This is a genomic window from Methylorubrum sp. B1-46, from assembly GCF_021117295.1.
GTDB lineage: Bacteria > Pseudomonadota > Alphaproteobacteria > Rhizobiales > Beijerinckiaceae > Methylobacterium.
The window spans coordinates 3,621,095-3,644,543 of sequence record NZ_CP088247.1 but is presented as its reverse complement, the minus strand read 5'-3'; the positions used below and the strand labels follow the sequence as shown (position 1 = coordinate 3,644,543).

Genomic DNA, 23,449 nt, shown 5'->3' with positions numbered 1-23,449 from the left:
TGCCGCCCTTCGGGACCGGACGATGCGAGAGCGAAAGTCGACCCGCGCGTGTTCGAGCCAGCCGCCATCGATGATCCGGACGATCCCCGGCTCGCCGCCTACCGGTTCGTGCGCGAGCGCGACCTCGTGGGGCGGCAGGGTCGCTTCATCGTCGAGGGCGAGGTGACCCTGCGGTTGCTGCTCTCCGGCAGTGCCCGCTTCGCGGCGGAATCGGTGCTGCTGGCGCCCGAGCGCTGGGCCGGCCTGTCCGACCTGTTCGCGCAGCGCGCAGGTCAGCTGCCGGTCTATCTCGCCGGCAAGGACGTGATGAGCGCGGTGGCGGGTTTCCCGATCCATCGCGGCGTGCTGGCGGTGGGGCTTCGCGGTGCGGAGCCCGCGCCCGAGGCGCTGATCCCGCCGGCCCCCGCCCCGGCCCTCGTCGTCGGGCTGGTGGGGCTGACCAACCACGACAATGTCGGCGGCCTGTTCCGCAACGCCGCCGCTTTCGGCGCCGATGCGGTCTGGCTCGACGCCGAGACCTGCGATCCGCTCTACCGCAAGGCGATCCGCGTCTCGGCGGGCGCGGCGCTGACCATGCCCTTCGCCCGCGCGGCGAGCGGAGCGGCGCTGCTGGCCCTCGCCGAGCGCCATGCCCTGACGCCGCTCGCACTGACCCCCGGCGGCGATGAGACCCTCGATGCGCTGGAGCCGCCGTCCCGCGCGCTGCTCCTGCTCGGCACCGAGGGGCCGGGCCTGCCGGAGGCGGTGATGGCGCGTGCCCGTCGCCTGCGCATCGCCATGGCGCCGGGCTTCGACTCGCTCAACGTCGCGACGGCGGGGGCGATCGCGCTGCATCATCTGGCAGGGCGGCAGCTCGCGGGCTGAAGGCAGGTTCTCGGGAGGCGCGTGCGGCCTCCCGCCTGTGGACGGCCCGCCCCGCCGCGGACCCCGCCCGTCCCGCGCATGTTAGAAGCTGCGGGCGCCAGCGAGGTACGGGATGGGTTACGAGATCGATCTGGGGCGGGCCGGCGACAGGCCCGGGACGATGGACCTCACCGAGCTGCTGGCGACGCGCCTCCTCGTTCAGGGCAATTCCGGTTCGGGCAAGTCGCACCTGCTGCGCCGCCTGCTGGAGCAGAGCGCGGGCCTCGTGCAGCAGGCGATCATCGATCCGGAGGGCGATTTCGTCACGCTGGCCGAGCGCTACGGCCACGTCGTGGTCGAGGCCGACGGCAACGAGGCCGAATTGTTGCGCATCGCCGCCCGGGTTCGCGAGCACCGGGTCTCCGTCGTGCTCTCGCTCGAAGGGCTCGACGCCGAGGACCAGATGCGTGCCGCCGCCGCCTTCCTCGGCGGCCTGTTCGATGCCGACCGTTCGCTCTGGTACCCAATGCTGGTGGTGGTGGACGAGGCGCAGCTCTTCGCCCCGGCCGCCGCGGGCGAGGTCTCCGACGAGGCCCGCCGCCTCTCGCTGGGCGCCATGACCAACCTGATGTGCCGCGGGCGAAAGCGCGGATTGGCCGGCATCATCGCCACGCAGCGGCTGGCCAAGCTCGCCAAGAACGTCGCGGCGGAAGCCTCGAACTTCCTGATGGGTCGCACCTTCCTCGACATCGACATGGCGCGAGCCGCCGACCTGCTCGGCCTCGACCGCCGCCAGGCCGAGACGTTCCGCGATCTCGCCCGCGGGCATTTCGTCGGCCTCGGACCCGCGATCTCGAAGCGCCCGCTTCCCATCGCCATCGGCCCGACGGTGACCGAGAGCCGCAATGCCGCCCCTGCCCTGCTGCCGCTGCCGACCATGGGCGAGGAGGCCCGCGCGCTGATCCTCACCGCCTCGCCGGAAGAGGAGGCGCGGCCCCTGCCCGCCCCGCGGCCGAAGCCGGTGCGGGCACCGGGCCCCGATGTGCTGGTCCAGCTCGCCAATTACCGCCCGCCGGTGCGCGAGGACCTGCCGGAGGAGGAGCCGATGGACCCGGCCGAGCGCGAGGCGGCGATGGCCGAAATCCTCGCCTCGGTTCTGGCGGATTCGGATGCCGCCGCCTGCACGCCGGCCACGCTCTACCAGGACTTCACCGTCCGTTGCCGCATCCGCCGGATCGGCGGCGAGGCGATGGGCCTGCCCGAGTTCAAGCGACGGCTCGCCGTGGCGCGGGCCGGGGTCCAGGGCGCGACCGCAGAGGGGCCGGGCTGGGAGAGGGCGCAGGAGATTGCGGCGTCTCTGCCCGAAGATCTCGCCGGGCTGTTCCTGCTCATCGCGCGCACGGCGCTCGAAGGCTCGCCCTGCCCGTCCGACGCAGCCCTGGCCGAGGCCTACGGAACGAGTTCGGCGGGCCGCGCCCGGCGGATGCTCGGCTATCTCGAAGAGCGCGGCGCCATCGTCATGCGCCGAGACCTGCGCGGCGCGCCGATCATCGCCGTGCCCGACCTCGACGCCGAGACCGGGCCGCAGATCGGCGCGGCGGCGGTGGTGCCCCTGCGCCGCCGAGGGCGGACCTGACGCCGCCGCTTCGGTTCTCATTTCGAATCGCGGCATTCCACGAGCCATCGGACCGCGTCGAAGCCCGGAACGGCGTAGGTTCCAGGCTCGGGTTTGAGCGTCGCGGACAGGGCACGCGCCGTCGGCTCGCTCAGGCGAAGGACCAGACCGTCGCTCTCCTCCGCGACGCTGGTCTCCTCGCCCGGTTCGAGCCGCACGAGGTTGCTGCCGAACAGAACGAGGTCGCGCCCGAAGGGCAGGCGCAGAGGAAGGATCGCGATCAGGTCGGCGATCGGGCTCGTGCCGATCGTGACGGTGTAGGTCGGGCGCCCCGTCGGCCCGTCGGCGCACGACCAGGACAGCTGCTCGACGAAGAGAAGCCCGCTCGACGAGCCGTCGCGGGCGATGCCCTCGTCGACGCTCCGCCGGATCTCCGGACGGCCGAGCAGGGACGGGCGCCGAAGATCCGTCACGAGCAGGGGGAGGACGGAACCGAAGATGTCGAGCAGCTTGCCGATGTGCCACCGCCGCGCCGCATCCGCCTCGTCTTCGGTCAGTCCGACGACCTGCAGGAAGGTCAGTCTCCCGAACGGCGTCGTGATCGGCGCCAGTTCGGGGTCGCGGGCGAAGGCGACATACGTCATCGCCGTTGGCTCGTCGCGAGCAATAGGGCCGTTGGCCGACATCTGCTCGCCCTCGCTGAACACGTTGCCACTCGAGAACACGTAGCGGGCCATGTTCTGGAAGAGGCCGAAGACCCAGGCAGGCGGTTCCACGTCCTCTGCATCGCAGCGCAGCCGAAGGGTGAGCTCGAACCCATAGCCGCTGGTCTGCGGCTCGTCGTTCTCCTTCGCGTAGAGTTCGGAGAAACCGTAGGTCAGGAAATGCCAGTGCGGGACCGGCGCGAGCCGCTTCCAAACGCTGAAGCCGTCGAGCGGATCGCGGCCGCCCATCATTGGCCGGCTGGTGAGCGGGGTGGCGTAGTGCTGCGGCTTCTCGTTCGGATAGAGCCGGGAGAGGGCCCCGTCGATCGCCTGCCATCCCGATGCCTCGTCGTCGTCGTCATCGTAGTCGTCGCTCAATCCCGGTCTCCTGGCTCGTCCCCGACCGAGGCCGTGGGGCGTCGAATCGCACGGTGCCTCGGAAAGCGAGCCTGCCCGCCTTGTCCCGGCAAGCGCCAGGATGGTGAGCCGGCGAGCGGCACCGGTGCGAGGCACCGAGGCCTGCCTGTCACCGCCAAGCCGCCGGGAATCTGTTGAGACCGGCGAAGCGCGACAATCCGCGCCCCTTGCCGCCTCGGCGCTTCCTGCCAAGATTGGCCGCACAATTTCAGGTCGGGAGTTTTGGGACGTTGCTGCAGTCGCGTGAAGGTTTGCGCACCCTCTCGGGCCGCCGCGTCGTCGTCGTCGGGGCGGGGCCGGGCGGGCTCGCCACGGCGCTGCTCCTGGCCAAGGCTGGACTGCACGTCACCGTCATCGAGCGCGACGAGGCTGTCGGCGGACGCACCAAGACCGTCGAGGCGCCGGGCGGCTATCGGTTCGACATCGGCCCGACCTTCTTCCTCTACCCGCAGATCCTCGCCGACATCTTCGAATCCTGCGGCGAGCGCCTGGAGGACCATGTCCGCCTGGAGCGGCTCGACCCGCAATACAATCTCGTCTTCGAGGGCGAGAACGGCATTTCAGGGCAGATCCGCGCCACGGGAGATGTGCCACGGCTCAAAGAGGAGATCGCCCGCCTCGCCCCCGAAGACGCGGAGAACGTCGAAAAGTTCTTCGAAGAGAACCGGACCAAGCTGAACTACTTCAAGCCGGTGCTGGAGCAGCCCTTCGACAACATCCTGTCGATGGCGAGCCCGGCCATGCTCGCCGCCCTCCCCCATCTCCATCCCGGCCGCAGCGTCGACCGGGACCTCCGGCGCTACTTCGCCGACCCGCGGGTGCGCCTCGCCTTCTCGTTCCAGACCAAATATCTCGGGATGAGCCCCTTCCGCTGCCCGAGCCTGTTCACGATCCTCTCGTTCCTCGAATACGAGCACGGTGTCTATCATCCGGTCGGCGGCTGCGGCGCAGTCTCGGAGGCGATGGCCGGGCTGGCCCGCCGCATGGGCGTCGATATCCGCCTCGGTCAGTCCGTCGATCGCGTACTGTTCGAGGGTAAGCGCGCCTGCGGCGTGGTGGTCGGCGGCGAGACGCTGAAGGCCGACGCGGTGGTCGTGAACGGCGACTTCGCCAAGGTGATCCGCGATCTGGTGCCCGAGGAGCGCCGCCCGCGCTGGCGCGATGCCAAGATCGGCAAGGCCCGCCTCTCCTGCTCGACCTACATGCTCTACCTCGGGATCGAGGGCAAAATGCCCGAGAGCCTCGGCCACCACACCATCCTGCTGTCCAAGGAGTACGAGCGCAACATCAACGAGATCACCGGCGGCACCCTGCCGATGCAGCCCTCGATCTACGTGCAGCATGCCGGCTTCACCGATGGCGGCATGGCGCCGCCCGGCCACACAGCGCTCTACGTGCTGGTGCCGGTGCCCAACCTCAAGTCGGGGATCGACTGGGAAGCGGTGGGGCCAAGCTACCGCAAGCTGGTGCTGGAGCGCCTGAAGCTCTTGGGCCTGCCCGATATCGAGAGCCGGATCCGCTACGAGCGCGTGATCGACCCCCGCGATTGGCAGGAGGAGTTCGCCGTCCATGAAGGCGCGACCTTCAACCTCGCCCACGACCTCATGCAGATGCTGTGGTTCAGACCCCACAACCGCTTCGGGCCGGGGCTCTACCTCGTCGGCGGCGGCACCCATCCGGGCTCGGGCCTGCCCGTCATCTACGAGGGCGCGCGCATCTCCGCCCGGCTCCTGATCGAGGACCTCGCCAAGGAGAAGGCGCCCGCGATCCTGGCGGACCTGCCGACGACCTCGCCGCTCGCCACACAGGGCGACCCGAGCTGATGCGGGCGGTCTTTGTTCCGGGTCTTGTCGTGCTGGCCGCGCTGGCGGGCCCGGCGCGGGCGGCGAGCCTGGAGGTCATCGTCGAGGGGGCCGAGCCGGGTCCGGGCGAACTCTACGTCACCCTGTGCCAGGGCGGGCTGAGCGAGGCCGCCTGCCCGATCGGCCGCAGCGTCCCGGCCCGCGGCGGTGCCGAGCGCTTCGTCTTCACCGACGTGCCTCCGGGCCTCTGGGCGGTCGCCGCCTTCCAGGACGAGAACGGCAATGGCCGCCTCGACCGGACGGGCCTCGGCTTGCCGCTCGAACCCTACGGCTTCTCCGGCACGGTCGGGCGGCGGACCCGGCCGGACTTCTCCAGCGCGAGCTTCGACCTGCGCGAGCCCGGCGCCGCGGTGCGGGTTCGCCTCGCCCGCCCCCTGCCGCGGCGCTGACGGACGGCTGATGCGCACCGAGGACACGCCCCTCGCCGCCGTCGAGGGGGCTGCCTTCGCCTATCGCGGCCGGGCAGCCCTGCGCGGACTCGATCTCACGCTTGTCCGCGGGACGACACTGGCGCTGCTTGGCCCGAACGGCGCCGGCAAGACCAGCCTGATCCGCCTGCTCGCCGGGCGGCTCCGGCCCGATGCCGGCTCCGTGCGCGTCCTGGGCGGCGATCCTCATGCGGATCGGGCGACGCGGCGAAGGATCGGCTTCGTGCCGCAGGAAATCGCGCTTTATCCGCGCCTCACCGTCGCGGAGAACCTCGACGTGTTTGCCCGGCTCGCCGGCCTGAAGCGGGGCGAGCGGCGCGGGGCGGTCGCCGCGGCGATCGGGCGATGCGCGCTGGCCGACGTGGCCGGGCGCGTCGTCGCCACGCTCTCGGGGGGCTATCAGCGCCGGGTCAACATCGCCGCGAGCCTGCTGGCCTCCCCCGACCTGATCCTGCTCGACGAGCCGACGCAGGGCGTCGATCTCGACGCGCGGGCGGCGATCCACGCGGTGCTGGCCGGTCTGCGCGCGGCTGGCGCTGGCCTCGTCGTCAGCACCCACGATTTTTCCGAGGCCGAGCGCCTCGCCGACCGCGTTGCCATCCTCGCCGACGGGCGGATCCGGCTCGTGGGCCCGCTCGCCGCGCTGATGTGCCCGCTCGAAGCCGCCCCGCCCGAGCACGAGGCGGTGCTGGAGGGGGCCCCCGATGCGGCGGCCGAGGCGGCCCTGCGCCGCTCCGGCTTTCTGCCGCTGCCCGGCGATGCGCAGATCTGGCGGGCCGATCACGGCGCGGCGGGCGGGCTCGACGGCGCTGCCCTCCTCGCGGCGCTCCGCGCGAACGGCGTGCCGGCCGCCGAGATCCGCGTCCGCCGCCCCGGCCTGGAAACCCTGTATCGGGATGCCCTCGCCGAGGGGCCGAGCCTGGAGACGGCAGCGTGATCGCGGCGGCCTTCCGGGTGATGTGGCTCTCGCTGCTGCGCGACCGCGCGGCGCTGACCATGGCCTTCGTGTTGCCGACCGTCATCTTCGCGATCTTCGCGGCGATCTTCTCCGGCGCGATCGGGGACCGAATCCGCATCCATCTCGGGCTCGCCGACCTCGCGGGCACCGCTACCACGCAGCGCCTCGTCGCCGCGCTGGAAGCCGAGCCTTCCTTACGCATCGAGCGCCTGAACGTGGCGGATGAGGCCGGCGCCCTCCGCGCCGTGCGCCGCGGCGAGGTCGATGTGGCCCTGGTGCTGCGCGGCGACCTCGCGGCACCAGTCGGCGCGGAGCAGGCAAAAGCGGCGGCGAGCCAGCCGGTTCTGCTGATCGAGAGCCCGTCCCGCGCACTCGCCACGCCGATCGCGCTGGGCCAGCTCCAGCGCGCCCTCAACGACGCCCTGCCCGACGTGGTGCTCTCGCGCATCGTCGCGGACGTGGAGCGCTCCGGCAAGATCGGCCCGGACGAGCGCGCCTTCCTCGACGAGGCGTTTGCCGAGCAGCGGGCGAAGAAGGAGCCGTTCTCCTTCACGCGTCTCGTCGAGACCCGCACCACCGCGAGCGGGCGCGGCAACGAGCGGGTGAGCTACTACGCGGGGGCCATCGCCGCCGTGTTCCTGCTGTTTGCGGCGATGCAGGGCGCGCTCTCCCTGGTGGACGAGCGCGAGGGCGGGCTGGCCGACCGCCTCGCTGCCGGCCCCGGCGGCCTGCCGGTGATCGTGCTGGGCAAATTCCTGTTCCTGCTCGGCCAGGGCGTGGTCCAGGCCGGCCTGATCTTCGCCGCCGCCGCCTTGCTGCACGGCGTCGATGTCTCCGGCCACTGGTTCGGCTGGATCGTCACCTCGATCCTCGTCTCCGCCATGGCCGCCGGCCTCGCGCTGGCCGCCTGCGCCCTCTCGGCGACCCGCCAGCAGGCGCATCTCGCCGCGACCTTCGGCGTGCTGTTGCTCTCGGCGGTGGGCGGCAGCATGGTGCCTCGCTTCCTCATGCCGCCCTGGCTGCAGCAGGCCGGCTGGCTCACCCCCAACGCCTGGGCGATCGAGGCCTATCAGGCGGCCCTCGGCGAGGGCGCGTCCGCCGCCTTGCCGGCCTGGGGTGTGCTGGCGGCGTTGGCGATGGCGGGGTTGGCGGTGGCGCTCACGGTTGTGGCGCGCAGGCGCATCTGAGGCGGATCGCCCCGCGGCGACCTGCGCTCGCGACCTGAGGGCTCGGATCAGGCAGAGGCAGCGCCCCCGTTCTGTCGCTGCCGGAACCGCCCGATTTCCATGACGAACCCGATGCTGCGCCTGCTGATCGCCGACGGCAACGACCGCGCCGGTCGCGCCAGGCGCGCGGAGGCGGTCGGCCAGACCACTTCGCAGGCCTTCGCCGCCGTGGTGGCCGATCTCGTGCCGGAGACGGCCTGTACGCTGGTGAATCCGGCCGACGCCGAGAGCATAAGCGGGGCCGATCTCGACGGGTTCGACGGCATGGTGCTCACCGGCTCCACCCTGCGGGTCGCCGAGGACGGGCCGGCGGTGCGGCGCCAGCTCGACCTGATGCGCGCGGCGCTGGAGGCCGGCCTGTCGGTCTTCGGCTCGTGCTGGGGCATGCAGGTCGCCGCGGCGGTGGCGGGTGGCGATGTGGGCGTCAATCCGCGTGGGCCGGAATACGGCTTCGCCCGACGCATCGCGCCGTCCGGCGAGGGGGCTGCACACCCCCTGCTTGCCGGCCGCGGCCTCGCCTGGGACGCGCCCGCGATCCATCTCGATGCCGTGCTCGGCCCCCCGCCCGGCGCGACGGTGCTGGCCGCCAACGCCGTCCTCGACGTGCAGGCGATGGAGATCCGTTACGGCCGAGGCCTGTTCTGGGGCACGCAGTACCACCCGGAGACCGATCTCGATGAACTCGCCGCGTTGCTGCGGCTGACCGCCGATGACGTCGTCTCCGCCGGCTTCGCCGAGGATCGTGCGGCCGTCGAGGCCTATTCGAGCGCCGTCGCGGACCTGGCCGACGACGACGGCCCCGCTCGCCGCCGACGGGCATGGTGTCTTGGGGTCGGCACCGATGTGCTCGAATCCGGGCAGCGGCGCCGGGAAATCGGCAACTTCCTGAGGGCTCTGTCCACAGCCCGCGGCCTCGAATGGCCGGAGCGCGACCGGGTGGCACGTTGACCCGCCCCCATCCACGTCTAGCTTTGCTGTGATGACCTTCCTTCGGGCATCGCGGGAGACGCGTTTTCAATGAGCCAGGGTTCTTCGGTCGCCGTCGTCGGCAGCGGGCTCGGCGGTCTGGCTTCCGCCTGCGTGGCGGCGGCCCGCGGGCATCGCGTCACGGTCTACGACAAGAACGACTGGATGGGCGGCAAGGCCGCGGTGCTGCACGAGGGCGGCTTCCGCTTCGATATGGGGCCGACCATCCTCACCGTACCCCGCGTGCTGGAGCGCATCTTCGCCGAGGCCGGCAAGAGCGTCCATGACTACATGGATCTGCGCCGTCTCGACCCGCAATGGCGCTGCTTCTTCGACGACAATTCCCGCATCGACCTGATCGAGGATGTCGACGCCATGGCTGCCTCCATGGACCGGTTCGCTCCGGGCCAAGGGGTGGGCGACGGCTACAGGAAGTTCATCGCCGTCTCCGAGCACCTGCACGGCGTCTCGGAGCGCTTCTTCTTCTGGAAGGCGGTGCAGGATCTGTTCGATACGATCGACATCCGCGCCAACATGAATCCCGGCACCCTGCGCGACGTGCTCAGCCTACGCATGCACGCCACCGTGGCGAGCACGATCCGCGGCAAGGTCAAGGATGCCCGCCTCGCGCAGATGCTCGATCACTTCGTGCAATATGTCGGCTCCTCGCCCTACGGCGCGCCCGCCGTGCTCTGCGCCATCGCCCATATGCAGACGGCGGAAGGCGTGTGGTACCCGATGGGCGGCACCCGCGCGGTGGCCGAGGGGCTGATGCGGCTCGCCACCGAACTCGGCGCCACGATGAAGCCTGCCGACGAGGTGCTCGGCCTCGATATCGCGGGGGGCCAACTCCGCGGCCTGCGCACCCGCGATGGGATCAGCGCCTACGACGCGGTGATCTCCAACATGGATTCGGTGCGCACCTACCGCGAACTCGTCGGCGGCGAGGTCGGCAAGGCCTACGAGAAGAAGAGCTTCGAGCCGGCCTGCTCCGGCGTGGTGCTCTATCTCGGCCTCAACAAGCGCTACGAGCACCTCGCCCACCACGACTTCGTCTTCTCCCGCGATCCGGAGGAGGAGTTCGACTTCATCTACCGCAAGGGCGAGCCGGCCCCCGATCCGACCGCCTACCTCGCCGCCCCCTCCTCCACCGATCCGAGCGTGGCGCCGGAAGGCGGCGAGGCGCTCTACGTCCTCGTGCACACGCCGTATCTGCGCCCGCACCACGACTGGTCGAAGATGTTCCCGGCCTATCGCCGGACGATCCTGGAGAAGCTGAAGCGCACCGGGGGCATGCCGGACATCGAGGAGCGCATCGTCGTCGAGCGCCACCTCACGCCGCAGGACATCCATGATCGCTACAAGGTTCTGAACGGCGCGATTTACGGGCTGGCCTCGCACGGGCGGATGATGGGGGCGTTCAAGCCCGGCAACCGCTCGCGGGAAGTGCGCGGCCTCTATCTCGCGGGCGGCGCCGCCCATCCGGGACCCGGCATGCCGATGGTGATGATGTCCGGCTGGATCGCCGCCGATGCCCTCGATCAGGATTTTCGCAGTCGCGCCGAGCCGGATCTGCGCAAAAGCGCCTGAGCGCCCCTGCCATGCCGCGGTCGATCAAGCCGCCCGAGCGCTCACCACGGTTCTGGCGGTTCATGGCGGCCTATTTCGACCGCTTCGTGCGGCGCCACCTGAACGCCCTGCGGCTCGCTCGCTGGGGCGTTCCGGCCAAGGTGACGGGCGCGGGGCCGCTGGTGATCTACGCCAACCACCCGGCGTGGTGGGACGCGGCGATCCTGATCGTCGCCGCCGACCGCCTGTTTCCCGAGCACGAGAGCTTCGCGCCGATCGACGCCGCGATGCTGGAGAAGTACGGCATCTTCCGGAAGATGGGCGCCTTCCCGGTCGATCTCGACAGCGCCCGGGGCGGTGCGCAGTTCCTCTCGGCCTCCCGTGCGATCCTGGGTCAGCCGAACCGTGCGATCTGGATCACCGCGCAGGGGCGCTTCGCCGACGTGCGCACGCGCCCCCTTGGGCTGAAGCCCGGCGTCGCCCGGCTTGCCGAGATCGCGCCGGAGGCGACATTCCTTCCGCTCGCCGTGGAATACGCCTTCTGGGACGAGCGCGGCGCGGAGGCCTTCCTCGCCTTCGGCCCTCCTCTTGACGCCGCCGAACTGCTGGCCCTGCCCCGCCCGGAGCGCCTCGCCCGGCTGGAAGCGGCGTTGACGGCGGCCCTCGACCGGCTCTCGGATGATGTGATGACCCGCGATCCCGCCCGGTTCGAGACGCTGCTGGCAGGTCGGCGCGGCGTCGGCGGCGTTTATGACGGCTGGCGGCGGCTCGCGGCCGCGCTGGCCGGCCGCCGCTTCGAGCCGGGACACCGGAACGGCGATCGTGCGGAGACGCGGACTCGATGACGCTGACGCTCCTCATCCTCGCCTTCGTCGCCCTGGCGCTGGCCCTGCTCCCGGCGGTGCTGGCGGCGGTCAACCTCGCGATCCTTCGCACGCCTGAGCCGACGCCGACCGATGCACTCGTCTCGATCCTGATTCCGGCCCGGAACGAGGCGGCGGTGATCGAGGGCACGGTGCGGGCCGCGCTGGCGAGCCGTGGTGTCCCGGTCGAGGTTCTGGTCGGCGACGACCACTCGACCGACGACACCGCGGGAATCGTCGCGCGCCTCGCGGCGAGCGATCCGCGCCTGCGGCTGATCTCGGTGCCCGCTCTGCCCGAGGGCTGGACCGGCAAGAACCACGCCTGCGCCAGCCTCGCCGCGGCGGCGCGGGGCGAGCGCCTGCTGTTTCTCGATGCCGACGTGACCCTGGCGCCGGAAGGCGCGGCGGCGCTCGCCGCGCACGCGAGCAAGAGCGGGGCCGATCTCGTCAGCGGCGTACCGCGGCAGGTGATGGAGACCCTGGGCGAGCGCCTCACCGTGCCGATGATCGACTTCCTGATGATCGGCTACCTGCCGATCGCCATGATGCGGGCATCGCCCCGGACCTCGCTCGGCGCCGCCTGCGGTCAGATGATCCTGATCACGCGCGAGGCCTACGCCGCCACCGGCGGGCACGGCGCGATCCGCACCTCGCTGCACGATGGCGTGCGCCTGCCGCGGCTCCTGCGCGTGCGCGGCTTTCGCACCGATCTCGTCGCCGGCCACGCGCTCGCCGCCTGCCGGATGTACCGCGATTTCGCGCAGTCCTGGGCCGGCTTCTCGAAGAACGCGCATGAGGGCATGGCGACGCCCACCGCCCTCCCCGTCTGGACGGCTCTGCTGTTCGGCGGCCACATCCTCCCCTGGCTGATCCTTGCTGCCGCCCTGGCGCTCGGCGCCGGCACGGCGGCGGCGGTCGCGGGCATCGCCGCCCTCGTCTCGCTCGCTACCCGTGCGGCGATCACCCTGCGGGTCGCCGAGCCGCCGGTGACGATCCTCCTCCACCCGCTCACGGTGGGCACGGCGCTGGCGATCCAGTGGAACGTGCTGCTGCGCCCGGCCCGCGCCGGGCGGGCGGTGTGGAAGGGCCGCAGCTACGCCGTCGGCGAGGCGGTTGGCGGGGCAGCCAAGCCGCAGCGGGAGCCGGGCTGATCCCTTTCAACGCGGGGTAATCCATGCGGCAAATCGTGTGAGGCCGCCCATCCAGCCTTTGCAGTTCCCGAACAACGCCTGTAGCCTTGGTGCCACGATGGCCCGGCGCCTTGCCGGGCCGCATCGCCAGGAAGTTCGGTCGCGTCGATGAGGGATGAGAGCGCCGCCGCCGTGTCGGCCCGCCCCACCGCCGACCCGCAGACATCGCGGGAGGGATCCCGCACGGTCACGGGCGGACGCCCGATCGAGAGCTACCCGTCCCGCTACGAGACCAGCCGCCACGGCCGCCGCGACGCCTACGCCGCGCTCGATCTCGGCACCAACAATTGCCGCCTGTTGATCGCCGAGCCGACCCCCAACGGTTTCCGCGTGATCGATGCCTTCTCCCGCATCGTCCGCCTCGGCGAGGGCCTCGGCAACTCGAACCGCCTCACCGAGGCGGCGATCGAGCGCACGGTGGAAGCCCTGCGCATCTGCCGGGGAAAGATGAAGTCCCGTGCGGTGGCCCGCTCCAAGGTGATCGCCACCGAGGCCTGCCGGCTCGCCGTCAACGGCGCCGAGTTCGTGGACCGCGTCCGCGCCGAGGTCGGGCTCGATCTTGAGATCGTGGACCGTCAGACGGAAGCTTATCTCGCGGTGACCGGCTGCGCCGCGCTCGCCGACCCGCGGGCGGAATCGGTGGTGATCTTCGATATCGGCGGCGGCTCGACCGAGATCGCGTGGCTCGACGGTGCTGCGGCCAACCCCTCGACCGACCCGACCTTGCGCATCCGCGCCTGGGATTCCCTGCCCGTCGGCGTGGTGACGCTGGCCGAGCGCCACGGCGGCACCGAGGTCACGCGCCGCACCTTCGAGGGCATGGTGGAGGAGGTCGGCGACCTGATCTCACCCTTCGCGATCCGCGCGGCGGCGGCGGCCACCGCGCCCTATTTCCACCTACTCGGCACCTCGGGCACCGTCACCACCCTCGCCGCCATGCACCTGCGCCTCGCCCGCTACGAGCGGCGCCGGGTCGACGGGCTCTGGATGAGCGACGGCGAGGTCGGCGACGCGATCGAGGATCTGCTCGACACCCGCCTCGAACAGCGCGCCGACAACCCCTGCATCGGCCGCGACCGGGCCGATCTCGTGCTGGCCGGCTGCGCCATCCTAGAGGCGATCCGCCGGGTCTTCCCCTCGGACCGCCTGCGCATCGCCGACCGCGGCCTGCGCGAAGGCCTCCTGATGAACATGATGCGCGAGGACGGCGTCTGGCGCCGCGGGCATTACCGCTAGATCATGTGCCGCCGAAGTGGTCGCCGGTTCGGCGTAAGACGATACGGCGGCATCAAAGCTCTCGCGCACTTCACGGACCGGGCGGGCCGGGATAGGGACGGGCCCGTGAAGGAATCGAGATCATGACCGACCGGCGAGGCGGAACGGGCGGCCTGCGCGGCGACCTGAAGCAGCGGGTGAAGACCGGCCGCGGGCGCACCCTCTCCCAGAAGCGCTGGCTGGAACGCCAACTCAACGACCCCTACGTCGCCCGCGCCAAGCGCGAGGGCTACCGTTCCCGCGCGGCGTTCAAGCTCATTGAAATCGACGAGCGCTTCAAGCTCGTGAAGCCCGGACAGCGGATCGTCGATCTCGGCGCCGCACCCGGCGGTTGGTCGCAGGTGGCGGCGAAGATCGTCGGCGAGAGCGGGCGCATCGTCGGCATCGACCTGCTCGACGTCGAGCCGATGGCGGGCGCCACTTTCATCACCCTCGACTTCCTCGACGACAGCGCCCCCGCGCGCCTGACCGAGCTGCTGGGAGGCAAGGCCGACCTCGTCCTGTCGGACATGGCCGCCAACACCACCGGCCACAAGAAGACCGACCACCTGCGCACCATCGGTCTTGCCGAATCCGCCGCCGCCTTCGCCGCCGAGATCCTGGCGCCGGGCGGCGCCTTCCTGGCCAAGGTGTTCCAGGGCGGCACCGAGGGGAGCCTGCTGGCCGACCTGAAGCGCGATTTCGCGACCGTGCGCCACGTCAAGCCGGCGGCGAGCCGGGCCGATTCGAGCGAACTCTACGTGCTCGCCACCGGATTCCGGGGGCCCTCCGGCGACGCTGCGGCGGACGACGCGGACTGACGCGTCGAGGGCGGCTGCACTCGGTCCGGCTTCCGTGGCACGATGCCGGCGGGGTCGCTTCCGACCAACGCGCGACGTGCAGGTTCCGATGACCGTCAAACCCCTCGACCGCTTCGCCGTCGCGCCGCTGGCGCAGATGACGCGGCGCCTCGCCGCGGTCGCCTCGGCCCGCGCCGAGCCCGATCTGGTCATCACCGGGGCGCGGGTGCTCTCGACCTATTCCGAGCGCATCCTGCCCGACCGCGAGATCTGGATCGCGGGCGGGCGCATCGCAGCGGTGAAGCCGGCGGGTCGGCATCGCGGCGCTGCTCCGCGCTACGATGCGCGCGGCGGGTTGATCGCGCCGGGTCTGGTCGATCCGCACCTGCATATCGAGAGCAGCATGGTCACGGCCTGCGCCTACGCCGAGGCCGCGCTCGTCAACGGCACCACCACCATCGTCTGCGACAGCCACGAGATCGGCAACGTCCTCGACGTGAACGGCGTCGAGTGGATGTTGGAGGACGCCCGCGCCGCGCCACTCAATATCTTCCTCACCGTGCCGAGCACCGTGCCCGCCACCACGCCGGACCTCGAGACCGCGGGCGGCGACCTGACGGCGGAGAAGATCGCCGGGCTGTTCGACGCGTGGCCCGAGGCGATCGGACTGGGCGAGAAGATGGATTTCGTCGCGGTGGCGAGCGGCGACGAGCGGGCGCACACCATCCTCCGCGCCGCCCTGGAGCGCGGACGCCCGGTCTCGGGCCACATCTACGGCCGCGACTTCGTGGCGCCGTATGCCGCGAGCGGCATCACCGACACCCACGAGGCCGTGGATGCCGACATCGCCGACGACCTCTTGGAGGCCGGGCTCTGGATCTTTCTGCGCGGCGGACCGCCGACGACGCCGTGGCACTCGCTGCCGAAGGCAATCGGCACCGTGACCGCGTACGGCGCGGCCTGGAAACGGGTCTGCGCCTGCACCGACGACCGCGACGCCGACGACCTTCTCGCCTTCGGCCTCGATTGGGTGGTGCGCGAGGCGGTGGCCCGCGGCATCCCGAAGCCCGCTGCCTGGGCGATGGGCTCGCTGCACGGCGCCACCCGCTACGGCCTCGACGGCGAGGTCGGCGGTATCGGCGGCGGGCGCCGGGCCGACCTCGTGCTCCTGAACGACGATCTCGTGCCGCGGGCGACGTGGTACGGCGGCGAACTCGTGGTGGAAGACCGCAAGCCGACCCCGCGGCTCGAAGAGGCGCTGGCCCGGCCCTACCGCTACCCGGCGCCGGCCTACGCCACGGTACGCCTGCCCGATCCCCTGCCCGCACTGATCCCGCCGCTGCCCGCCAGGCCCTGCACGGTCAACGCGATCCGCACCGCGCTGCCGGGGATCGAGCTGATCCACGAGCGCGTCGCGCTGGTCCCCGGCGCCGACTGGCCGGCGACGCTGTCCACGCACGATCTCTGCCACGTCGCGGTGATCGAGCGGCACAACCGCTCCGGCGGGATCGCCCACGGGCTGCTCTCCGCCTTCGGCCTGAAGCGCGGCGCGGTGGCGAGCAGCGTCGGTCACGACTCGCACAACCTCATCGTCGCCGGACGGAACGAGGCCGATATGCGGGTGGCGCTCGACGCCATCGCCGCCGGTCAGGGCGGGGTCTGCGTCGTCGAGGAGGGGCAGGTCGTCGCGATGGTGCCGCTGCCGGTGGCGGGGCTCCTCTCCGACCAGCGCGTCGGCGCGGTCGCGGAGGAGGTGAAGGCCCTGAAACGGGCCTGGGACCGGGCCGGCTGCAGCATCCCCTATATGGGCTTCAACCTGATCCCGCTCTCGGTGATCCCGCAGATCCGCATCACCGACAAGGGCCTGGTGCTGGTGCCGGAGATGCGGCAGGTGCCGCTGTTCGAGGCGGCTTGAATGGCTTCCGTCATTGCGAGGCGAAGCCGAAGCGATCCAGCGGCGCGACCTCTCCGGAGAGGTCGCGCCGCTGGATCGCTTCGCTGACGCTCGCGATGACGGGAAGTGGATGAGGCGATCGAGCCGAGATTCAGCGCGCTGCGGAGACGCCCGGCCCCTTGTCGGTCCATTCCGGCGGCAGGCCGATCATGTCGCCGAGCATGCCGTCGAAGCCGGGCGCCCGGCCGAAGGCCTCGCAATCCGGGTCGAGGGGCGCCTCACCCAGCGTGGTGATGCGGATGCGGTCGTAGGTGGGCAACTGCAACTCGCCCTTGAACGGGTCCTTGCCGGTGGCGAGGTAGGAGCCGAAATCCTGGCCGAACTCGCCCGCGAGGTCGTAGGCGTCGCCGGCCGCGGAGAAGCGGGCCTGGTTGGTGAAGGAATTGGCCGCGCCGGCCCAGATCATCGCCGCGCGCTGGCGGTTGCGGGCGTCGAGCGCCTCGGCCTCGATGGTCAGGCTGCCCAGCCCGATCGGCACCCGCGGCACCGGCACCTTGCCGATCGTGTTGGCGAATCCGACGCCGACCTGCGCGGCGACGGAAATCGCCGCCGAGGCGCCGATGGTCGCGCTCGCCCCCGGAACGTTGGTGACATCGACCCGCGTGATCGCCGAGCGCACCGTGAGGTCGGCGCGCCCCGAGGACACGATGTCGTAGCGCAGCGACAGGTCGTAGCAGAGCGCCCGGTCGGCGGCGTTGGCGATCACGCGCCGCTCGGCCGGCGTCAGGCCGGGGCCGGAGACGGCTTCGGTGAACACGGTCGGCACGATCCGCACGGTGCGCACGGTCTGCGGCAAGGTCGGGTCGATGAACAGCTTCGACTCGGAGGCGACCGCGTCGCTGGTCACGAACTGGTCGCGGCGCGAGAGGGAGCCGCCGTCGGTGAGCACGACGTCGCCGCAGCCGGCGAGCCCGGCGAGCAGGGACGCGGCGAGTGCGAGGCGGGAGAAGCCGGAACGATGATTCGACCGCAGGGGCATCAGGCTCTTTCGCGGGCTGTGGGGCCGGCGCCATCGGGCGCTCGGGGATGCGCGCCCTGCCGAGGCCGGACAGCATCGCTTTTCGGGCGGAAGCCTAGCCGTAAGGCGGCGGTCCCGGAAGGATCCGGCGGGCGTCGGCGCGCGTATCCTGCGAGCCTGTGACCGTTCCGCCACGGCGTTTCATCCGCCCCTGCGACGCGAGGTTTCAGCCCCGTATCCGCACAATTCCTCCGTCGCCCCTCCGATGCAGGGGCGCAACCCTTCGGCGCGTCGTGCGCTTCTTCCTGCCGATGCGTCCCGCCCAGATCGTCCCCCTCGTCGTCGCCACCGCGCTGTTCATGGAGAACACCGACTCGACGGTGATCGCCACGGCTCTGCCGGCGATCGCGGCGAGCCTCGGCGTGGACCCGATCGCCCTCAAGCTCGCGCTGACCGCCTACCTCGTCAGCCTGGCGATCTTTATTCCGGTCTCGGGCTGGGCGGCCGACCGCTACGGCGCCCGCAACGTCTTCCGAGCCGCTTTGTGCGTGTTCATGGCCGGATCGCTCGCTTGCGCCGCCGCGAACTCGCTCACCGGCTTCGTCGCCGCCCGCTTCGTCCAGGGGATCGGCGGGGCGATGATGGTGCCGGTCGGTCGCCTCGTGATCCTGCGCTCCGTGCCGAAATCCGAACTCGTCGGGGCGCTGGCCTACCTCACCATCCCCGCGCTGATCGGCCCGATCCTGGGGCCGCCGCTGGGCGGCTTCATCACGACCTACGCCGATTGGCGCTGGATCTTCTTCATCAACATCCCGATCGGGCTGGCTGGCATCGTGCTGGCGACCCTGTATTTCGGCGATATCCGCGAGGAGACGCGCCCGCCGCTGGATGTGACGGGCTTCCTGCTCTCGGGCGGCGGCCTCGCGCTCCTGATGCTCGGCTTCGCCTCGACCGGGCGCCATCTCCTGCCGGATGGCGTGTCCTGGGCCTGCATGGCCGGCGGGGGCCTCCTGGTCGCGCTCTACCTGCGCCACGCGCGGCGCACCGAACACCCGCTGATCCGCCTCGATCTCCTGAAGCACCAGACCTTCCGCGCGGCGGTGACGGGGGGCAGCCTATTCCGGATCGGGACGGGGGCGATCCCCTTCCTGCTGCCCCTGATGCTGCAGCTCGGCTTCGGGCTCGACCCGCTGCAGTCGGGCCTCATCACCTTCGCCGCCGCCGCCGGCGCGCTGCTCATCAAGATCATCGGCCCGCGCATCCTGCGCGCCCACGGGTTCCGCCGGGTGATGGTGATCAACGCCCTGCTCGCCTCGGCGTTTCTGGCCGCCAACGGGCTGTTCACGGCGCAGACCCCGCACTGGATCATCGTCAGCGTGCTGCTGCTCGGCGGCTGCGTGCGCTCGCTGCAATTCACCTGCGTCAACGCCATCGCTTATGCCGATCTCGAATCGCGCGAGATGAGCGCGGCGACGAGTCTGGCCAGCGTGGCGCAGCAGCTCTCGCTCAGCCTCGGCGTCTCCATCGGCGCCCTGGCTCTGGAGGGCGCCGCCGCCTGGCACGGCCATTCGGGAATCGAGGCGGGGGATTTCCCCCTCGCCTTCCTCGGGGTGGCGTTGATTTCGGCCGGCTCGTTCTTCGTGTTCCGGCGGCTCGACCCGGATGCCGGCGCCGAGGTCTCGGGTCAGCGACGGATCGCGGAGGCCGTGCCGACACCCGCCGACGGTTCACCTCAGAGCATCGTCCCGAAAGGCGGTTTCCGGCTTTCGGAAGGGGACGATGCGGCAACAAAGAGCGAGAGCCTCGCGCCGCTCAGGCCGCCGCCCGCGCCGGAGCCCGGCCGCCCGTCCGCTTGACGCTGCCGGATTTCGGCCGTGCCGGGGCCTTCGGTGCCGCCTTGACGCTTGCCGGCGCCGGCGCGCCGCCGGTGCGGAAAAAGCCCTGCCAGCCCCAGGCACCGGGGCCGGTCATCGCGTACATCAGGAAGGCGCCGGCCAGCCCGAGATCGGCCAGAAGGAAGCTGCGCTCGGTCACCGCCGCGGCCCCGGCATGGAGCCAGAACGGGTGCAGCAGGGCCGCCATGCCGGCCACGAAAGCGGCCATGGCGAGCCCGGTGATCCGCGGCATCACGCCGAGGATCACCGCGAGCGGCCCGAACACCTGCACGATCACCGCTGCGGTTGCGACCGCGTTCGGCGCGGGGCAACCGGCGCCGGCAAGCGTCACCGCGAAGCCGGAGACGTTGAGCGCCCGCGCGATGCCGGTCGGCAGCAGGGCCGAGGCCATGAGGAGGCGGGCGGCGAGAAGCACGCCGTTCTGGGCAGAACCGAACACGGGCCGAGGACTCCGGGAGAGAGGAATGCCGGGAAGCCTCGGGTTCCAGCGTGAATCGCGGGTTAAGCGGACCGCTCGAAGCGTCGGATGCCTGGGGATCGTCCAGAGCCATCGCTTGAGGCGATCGCTCTGGTTTTTCCCTGCCTCAGTCGCCGGCGCCCGCCTCCGCGGGCTTAGGCTTTCGCTCCGCTCCATGCATTTCAGGACAACCGTCCTGAAAAGCCCGCTGCGCGCGGCGCTCTTCGCGCCGGTGAGCGGCTCGCGCGGCTTCGGCAATCGCGAAGGGGTTCGGCCGGCCATGGACTTGCCCGCGCGATGGGCTTAAGCCCGCAAACCGAGACCAGCGCGGGACGGTTCGAGGGGTCGAGAAGCCGTGGTTCAGTCGATGGCCGACGTGCGGGAGGCGATCTTCGCCTTCATCGCGGCCCGCAACCCGGGCCTTCCCTCCGGCGCCGTCACCGGGGAGACCTCCCTCGTGACCAGCGACGCGCTCGACTCGATCGGCATCCTCGACCTGATGATGCATCTGGGCGATCGCTTCGGCGTCGAGATCGACGAGGACAGCTTCGACCTCGCCAATTTCGCCAGCGTCGACACGCTGGCCCATTTCATCGACGACCGGCGTTCCGACGTCTGATCCCCGCCTGATCCGTCCCATGGCCCCGACGCTGCTGCACCACCTGCTCGAAGGAGCCGGCGCGGACGATTCTCCCGCCATCGTCGAGGGGGGCGAGACCCTCACCTATGGCGGCTTCCGGGCTCGCGTCGCCACGTTGGCACAACGTCTGCGCGCCCTCGGGCTCGCGCCGGGCGACCGGGTCGCGATCCTGCTGCCGAAATCGATCCGCGAATGCGTCGCGATCTTCGCGGTCAGCGCGGCCGGCGGCGTGTTCGTGCCGATCCATCCCGCCTTACGCCCGCGCCAGGTCCACCACATCGCCGCCGACAGCGGCGCGCGGGTGCTGCTGACCGATCCCGTTCACGCCGCCGGGCTGGAGGGCGCGCTCAACGACCTTCCGGACCTGCGCGTCCTGACCGAGGAGGTGGGGGAGGACGGTGCCGCCCTCCGACCCGGCGAGCCGGCGCCCAACGGCCTGGCGGCGATCCTCTACACCTCGGGCTCGACCGGCCTGCCCAAGGGCGTGATGCTGTCCCACGCCAACCTGATCGCCGGCACCCGCATCGTGCGGACCTATCTCGGGATCCATCCCGCCGACCGCATCCTCTCGGTGCTGCCGTTCTCGTTCGATTACGGCCTCAACCAACTCCTTACCAGTGTGGAGCAGGGCGCGCGGATCGTGCTCCTCACGCCGCGGCTCGGCGACGACGTGGTGCGGGCGCTGGAGGCGCAGCGCATCACCCTGCTCGCGGGCGTGCCGACGCTGTGGACGCTGCTGACGCGCGCCGCGCCGCATCTGGCCAAGGCCGACCTCTCGGCGCTGCGCGCGATCACCAATTCCGGCGGCAGCCTCGCCCTGCCGACCATCGCGCGCCTGCGCGCCCGGCTGCCCCATACGGCGATCGTGCTGATGTACGGCCTCACGGAGGCCTTCCGCTCGACCTACCTCCCCCCGGAAGAGATCGACCGACGGCCGGATTCGATCGGCCGGGCCATCCCCGAGACCGAGATTTTCGCGCTCACCCCCGAGGGACGGCGGGCGCGGCCGAGCGAGCCCGGCATCCTGCACCATCGCGGCCCCACCGTCTCGATGGGGTACTGGAAGCGGCCGGAGGACACCGCCCGCGTGCTCGTCCCCGACCCCTTCCCGCCGCCTGGACGCGAACCGGGGCTCGTCTGCCGCTCCGGCGACCTCGTGGTGGAGGATGAGGACGGTTTCTTCCGCTTCATCGGCCGCGAGGACACGATGATCAAGACGCAAGGGTTCCGCGTCAGTCCAACCGAGGTCGAGGCGGCACTGATGGAAACCGGCGCCTTCCGCGCGGCCGCCGTGATCGGCCTGCCCGATCCGAGCCTCGGCCAGCGCATCCACGCGGTCACCGTGCCGGCCGAGGGAGCGCCGGGTACGGCCGACGTGCTGCAGCGCTTGCGCACGGCGCTGGCGCCCCACCTCGTGCCCCGCACCATCGAGGCGGTGGCCACGCTCCCGACCACGCCCAACGGCAAGGTCGATTACAAGCGCCTGACCGCCGAGCGCGCGGCGGCGGAAATCGAGCGCCGATGACCGACGCTCCCGACCTCGCCATCGCACTGGTCACCGAGAATTTTTCGCGCGATGCGAGCGGCGCTCTCCAGGTCGGTGGGCTGCCGCTGACCGACCTCGCCAGGGAATTCGGCACGCCGCTCTTCGTCTACGATGCCGAGGTGATGCGCCGGACCTACCGGGCGCTGCGCGCGACTTTGGCCGGCTTCGCCGAAATCGACTACTCCGTGAAGGCGAACCCGAACCCGGCCGTCATCCGCGTCTTCCACGAGGAGGGCGCGGGCGCCGAGATCGCCTCGGGCGCCGAGTTCGCGGCAGCCCTCGAAGCCGGCGTCCCGCCCGAAAAGATCCTGTTCGCGGGTCCGGGCAAGGGCGCGGCCGATCTCGACCGCGTCGTCGCCGGCGGCATCGGTGAGATCCACCTCGAAAACCGCGAGGAGATTCTTCGCGTCGCGGCGGCGGCGGAGCGCCACGGTGTCACTGTGCGGGTGGCCCTGCGGATCAATCCCGGTGCCACGGCTCAGGGCGGGGCGATGCGGATGGGCGGCAAGCCCTCCCCCTTCGGCTTCGACGAGGAGGAGATGGAGGCCGCCATCGATGCGGTGGAGGCGCAAGGCCCGCTTCGCCTCGTCGGGCTTCATCTCTTCGCGGGCACGCAGGGGCTGAAGGCCGAGACCCTGCTCGGTCAGTGGGCCTACGGCCTCGGCCTTGCCGCACGGATCGCGGGACGAATCGGCCGCCCGCTGCAGACGATCGACCTCGGCGGCGGCCTCGGCATCCCGTACTTTTCCGGCGACGCCGCCCTCGATCTCGGCGCACTCCGGGCCGGACTGCCCGACCTGATCGCCACGCTGCGGGCCGACCCGTCGCTGGCGGGCGCCCGCGTGGTGCTGGAACCCGGCCGCTACCTCGCCGGGCCGGCGGGGCTCTACGTGGCGCGGGTGCTGGCGGTGAAGGAATCCCGCGGCAGCCGCTTCGTCATCACCGATGGCGGCATGCATCACCACCTCGCGGCGAGCGGCAATCTCGGCCAGATCGTCAAGCGCGACTTCCCCCTGGCAGCCGTGACGGAGGCGGGCGGCGCGCGCGCGGCGACCGCCGTGGTCGGCCCGCTGTGTACCCCGCTCGACATGCTGGCCCGCGCTGCGCCCCTGCCGCCGCTCGCCGAGGGCGACCTGGTCACCGTGCTGCAATCGGGCGCCTACGGGCTGACCGCGAGTCCCACCGGCTTCCTGAGCCATCCGATGCCGGCCGAACTGCTGGTCGACGGGGGAGTGGCAACGGTGATCCGGCCGTCCGAATGATTCGTTCTCGCTGGGGCCTGGCCTCACGGGCGGCTCGGCGCT

20 protein-coding genes are annotated in these 23,449 nt (G+C 71.4%); 17 read left to right on the top strand and 3 right to left on the bottom strand.

Annotated elements, in window-relative coordinates:
• Nucleotides 1–48: 48 nt before the first annotated feature.
• A complete protein-coding gene (locus tag LPC10_RS16890; protein ID WP_231343608.1) occupies nt 49–864 on the top strand; it encodes an RNA methyltransferase in 816 nt (271 codons plus the stop codon).
• A gap of 112 nt (nt 865–976) precedes the next feature.
• The gene (locus tag LPC10_RS16885; RefSeq protein WP_108941227.1) at nt 977–2,479 is read left to right on the top strand and encodes an ATP-binding protein; all 1,503 of its coding nucleotides are present in this window, start codon (nt 977–979) and stop codon (nt 2,477–2,479) included.
• Nucleotides 2,480–2,496: 17 nt separating this feature from the next.
• On the opposite strand, the gene LPC10_RS16880 is transcribed toward LPC10_RS16885, so the two are convergent.
• Entirely contained in the window at nt 2,497–3,540 is a 1,044-nt protein-coding gene (locus LPC10_RS16880; protein WP_231343607.1) for a suppressor of fused domain protein, read from the bottom strand.
• Nucleotides 3,541–3,809: 269 nt separating this feature from the next.
• Between LPC10_RS16880 and crtI the strand changes: the two genes are divergently transcribed.
• The 11 genes from crtI (at nt 3,810) to LPC10_RS16825 (ending at nt 16,610) form a co-directional block, all read left to right on the top strand.
• Entirely contained in the window at nt 3,810–5,402 is a 1,593-nt protein-coding gene (crtI, locus tag LPC10_RS16875; protein ID WP_231343606.1) for a phytoene desaturase family protein, read from the top strand.
• A complete protein-coding gene (locus tag LPC10_RS16870; protein WP_231343605.1) occupies nt 5,402–5,830 on the top strand; it encodes a DUF2141 domain-containing protein in 429 nt (142 codons plus the stop codon). The genes crtI and LPC10_RS16870 overlap by 1 nt, the downstream gene beginning before the upstream one ends.
• Nucleotides 5,831–5,840: 10 nt before the next feature.
• A complete protein-coding gene (locus LPC10_RS16865; protein WP_370644502.1) occupies nt 5,841–6,806 on the top strand; it encodes an ABC transporter ATP-binding protein in 966 nt (321 codons plus the stop codon).
• Nucleotides 6,803–8,014 (top strand): ABC transporter permease, encoded by a 1,212-nt coding sequence (locus LPC10_RS16860; protein ID WP_231343604.1) that lies wholly within the window; start codon nt 6,803–6,805, stop codon nt 8,012–8,014. Before LPC10_RS16865 ends, LPC10_RS16860 begins: the two co-directional genes overlap by 4 nt.
• A 99-nt stretch (nt 8,015–8,113) precedes the next feature.
• Nucleotides 8,114–9,001, top strand: coding sequence for a type 1 glutamine amidotransferase (locus LPC10_RS16855; RefSeq protein ID WP_231343603.1), 888 nt, complete (start codon nt 8,114–8,116; stop codon nt 8,999–9,001).
• A 69-nt stretch (nt 9,002–9,070) separates the two neighbouring features.
• A complete protein-coding gene (locus LPC10_RS16850) occupies nt 9,071–10,609 on the top strand; it encodes an NAD(P)/FAD-dependent oxidoreductase (protein ID WP_133090995.1) in 1,539 nt (512 codons plus the stop codon).
• 11 nt (nt 10,610–10,620) lie between these two features.
• On the top strand, nt 10,621–11,433 hold the full coding sequence (locus LPC10_RS16845; RefSeq protein WP_231343602.1) for a lysophospholipid acyltransferase family protein: 813 nt from the start codon (nt 10,621–10,623) through the stop codon (nt 11,431–11,433).
• The gene (locus LPC10_RS16840) at nt 11,430–12,602 is read left to right on the top strand and encodes a glycosyltransferase family 2 protein (RefSeq protein ID WP_231343601.1); all 1,173 of its coding nucleotides are present in this window, start codon (nt 11,430–11,432) and stop codon (nt 12,600–12,602) included. Before LPC10_RS16845 ends, LPC10_RS16840 begins: the two co-directional genes overlap by 4 nt.
• Nucleotides 12,603–12,749: 147 nt before the next feature.
• A complete protein-coding gene (locus LPC10_RS16835; RefSeq protein WP_108941218.1) occupies nt 12,750–13,877 on the top strand; it encodes a Ppx/GppA phosphatase family protein in 1,128 nt (375 codons plus the stop codon).
• A gap of 122 nt (nt 13,878–13,999) precedes the next feature.
• Entirely contained in the window at nt 14,000–14,716 is a 717-nt protein-coding gene (locus tag LPC10_RS16830; protein WP_231343600.1) for an RlmE family RNA methyltransferase, read from the top strand.
• A gap of 88 nt (nt 14,717–14,804) precedes the next feature.
• Nucleotides 14,805–16,610: an adenine deaminase C-terminal domain-containing protein gene (locus tag LPC10_RS16825; protein WP_231343599.1), complete on the top strand. Its 1,806-nt coding sequence runs from the start codon at nt 14,805–14,807 to the stop codon at nt 16,608–16,610.
• Between the two features lie 130 nt (nt 16,611–16,740).
• Here the strand turns inward: LPC10_RS16825 and LPC10_RS16820 are convergent, their stop codons facing one another.
• Nucleotides 16,741–17,628 carry a DUF3313 domain-containing protein gene (locus LPC10_RS16820; RefSeq protein ID WP_231343598.1) on the bottom strand — a complete coding sequence of 296 codons (888 nt, stop codon included), beginning with the start codon at nt 17,626–17,628 and terminating at the stop codon, nt 16,741–16,743.
• A 290-nt stretch (nt 17,629–17,918) separates the two neighbouring features.
• Here LPC10_RS16820 and LPC10_RS16815 point away from each other — a divergent pair, with 290 nt between their 5' ends.
• Nucleotides 17,919–19,463, top strand: a complete 1,545-nt coding sequence (locus LPC10_RS16815) for an MFS transporter (RefSeq protein WP_231347079.1) — start codon at nt 17,919–17,921, stop codon at nt 19,461–19,463.
• Here LPC10_RS16815 and LPC10_RS16810 read toward each other — a convergent pair.
• Nucleotides 19,420–19,941 carry a DoxX family protein gene (locus LPC10_RS16810; protein ID WP_231343597.1) on the bottom strand — a complete coding sequence of 174 codons (522 nt, stop codon included), beginning with the start codon at nt 19,939–19,941 and terminating at the stop codon, nt 19,420–19,422. The two genes, LPC10_RS16815 and LPC10_RS16810, sit on opposite strands and share 44 nt — an antisense overlap.
• Nucleotides 19,942–20,326: 385 nt before the next feature.
• On the opposite strand from LPC10_RS16810, the gene LPC10_RS16805 reads away from it, so the two are divergent.
• The 3 genes from LPC10_RS16805 to LPC10_RS16795 are packed head-to-tail and all read left to right on the top strand — an operon-like array spanning nt 20,327 to nt 23,407.
• Nucleotides 20,327–20,578 carry an acyl carrier protein gene (locus LPC10_RS16805; RefSeq protein WP_096486293.1) on the top strand — a complete coding sequence of 84 codons (252 nt, stop codon included), beginning with the start codon at nt 20,327–20,329 and terminating at the stop codon, nt 20,576–20,578.
• Nucleotides 20,579–20,597: 19 nt separating this feature from the next.
• Nucleotides 20,598–22,124, top strand: a complete 1,527-nt coding sequence (locus LPC10_RS16800) for an AMP-binding protein (protein ID WP_231343595.1) — start codon at nt 20,598–20,600, stop codon at nt 22,122–22,124.
• Nucleotides 22,121–23,407: a type III PLP-dependent enzyme gene (locus LPC10_RS16795; RefSeq protein WP_231343594.1), complete on the top strand. Its 1,287-nt coding sequence runs from the start codon at nt 22,121–22,123 to the stop codon at nt 23,405–23,407. Before LPC10_RS16800 ends, LPC10_RS16795 begins: the two co-directional genes overlap by 4 nt.
• The last annotated feature ends 42 nt before the right edge of the window (nt 23,408–23,449 follow it).

Excerpts from the sequence above, each read along its gene's own strand:
- LPC10_RS16840 (WP_231343601.1), top strand. The coding sequence starts at position 11,430 with ATGACGCTGACGCTCCTCATCCTCGCCTTCGTCGCCCTGGCGCTGGCC.
- LPC10_RS16830 (WP_231343600.1), top strand. The coding sequence starts at position 14,000 with ATGACCGACCGGCGAGGCGGAACGGGCGGCCTGCGCGGCGACCTGAAG.
- LPC10_RS16865 (WP_370644502.1), top strand. The coding sequence starts at position 5,841 with ATGCGCACCGAGGACACGCCCCTCGCCGCCGTCGAGGGGGCTGCCTTC.
- LPC10_RS16885 (WP_108941227.1), top strand. The coding sequence starts at position 977 with ATGGGTTACGAGATCGATCTGGGGCGGGCCGGCGACAGGCCCGGGACG.
- LPC10_RS16835 (WP_108941218.1), top strand. The coding sequence starts at position 12,750 with ATGAGGGATGAGAGCGCCGCCGCCGTGTCGGCCCGCCCCACCGCCGAC.
- LPC10_RS16845 (WP_231343602.1), top strand. The coding sequence starts at position 10,621 with ATGCCGCGGTCGATCAAGCCGCCCGAGCGCTCACCACGGTTCTGGCGG.
- LPC10_RS16820 (WP_231343598.1), bottom strand. The coding sequence starts at position 17,628 with ATGCCCCTGCGGTCGAATCATCGTTCCGGCTTCTCCCGCCTCGCACTC.
- LPC10_RS16800 (WP_231343595.1), top strand. The coding sequence starts at position 20,598 with ATGGCCCCGACGCTGCTGCACCACCTGCTCGAAGGAGCCGGCGCGGAC.
- LPC10_RS16815 (WP_231347079.1), top strand. The coding sequence starts at position 17,919 with ATGCGTCCCGCCCAGATCGTCCCCCTCGTCGTCGCCACCGCGCTGTTC.
- LPC10_RS16870 (WP_231343605.1), top strand. The coding sequence starts at position 5,402 with ATGCGGGCGGTCTTTGTTCCGGGTCTTGTCGTGCTGGCCGCGCTGGCG.
- LPC10_RS16855 (WP_231343603.1), top strand. The coding sequence starts at position 8,114 with ATGACGAACCCGATGCTGCGCCTGCTGATCGCCGACGGCAACGACCGC.
- LPC10_RS16805 (WP_096486293.1), top strand. The coding sequence starts at position 20,327 with ATGGCCGACGTGCGGGAGGCGATCTTCGCCTTCATCGCGGCCCGCAAC.
- LPC10_RS16825 (WP_231343599.1), top strand. The coding sequence starts at position 14,805 with ATGACCGTCAAACCCCTCGACCGCTTCGCCGTCGCGCCGCTGGCGCAG.
- LPC10_RS16795 (WP_231343594.1), top strand. The coding sequence starts at position 22,121 with ATGACCGACGCTCCCGACCTCGCCATCGCACTGGTCACCGAGAATTTT.
- LPC10_RS16850 (WP_133090995.1), top strand. The coding sequence starts at position 9,071 with ATGAGCCAGGGTTCTTCGGTCGCCGTCGTCGGCAGCGGGCTCGGCGGT.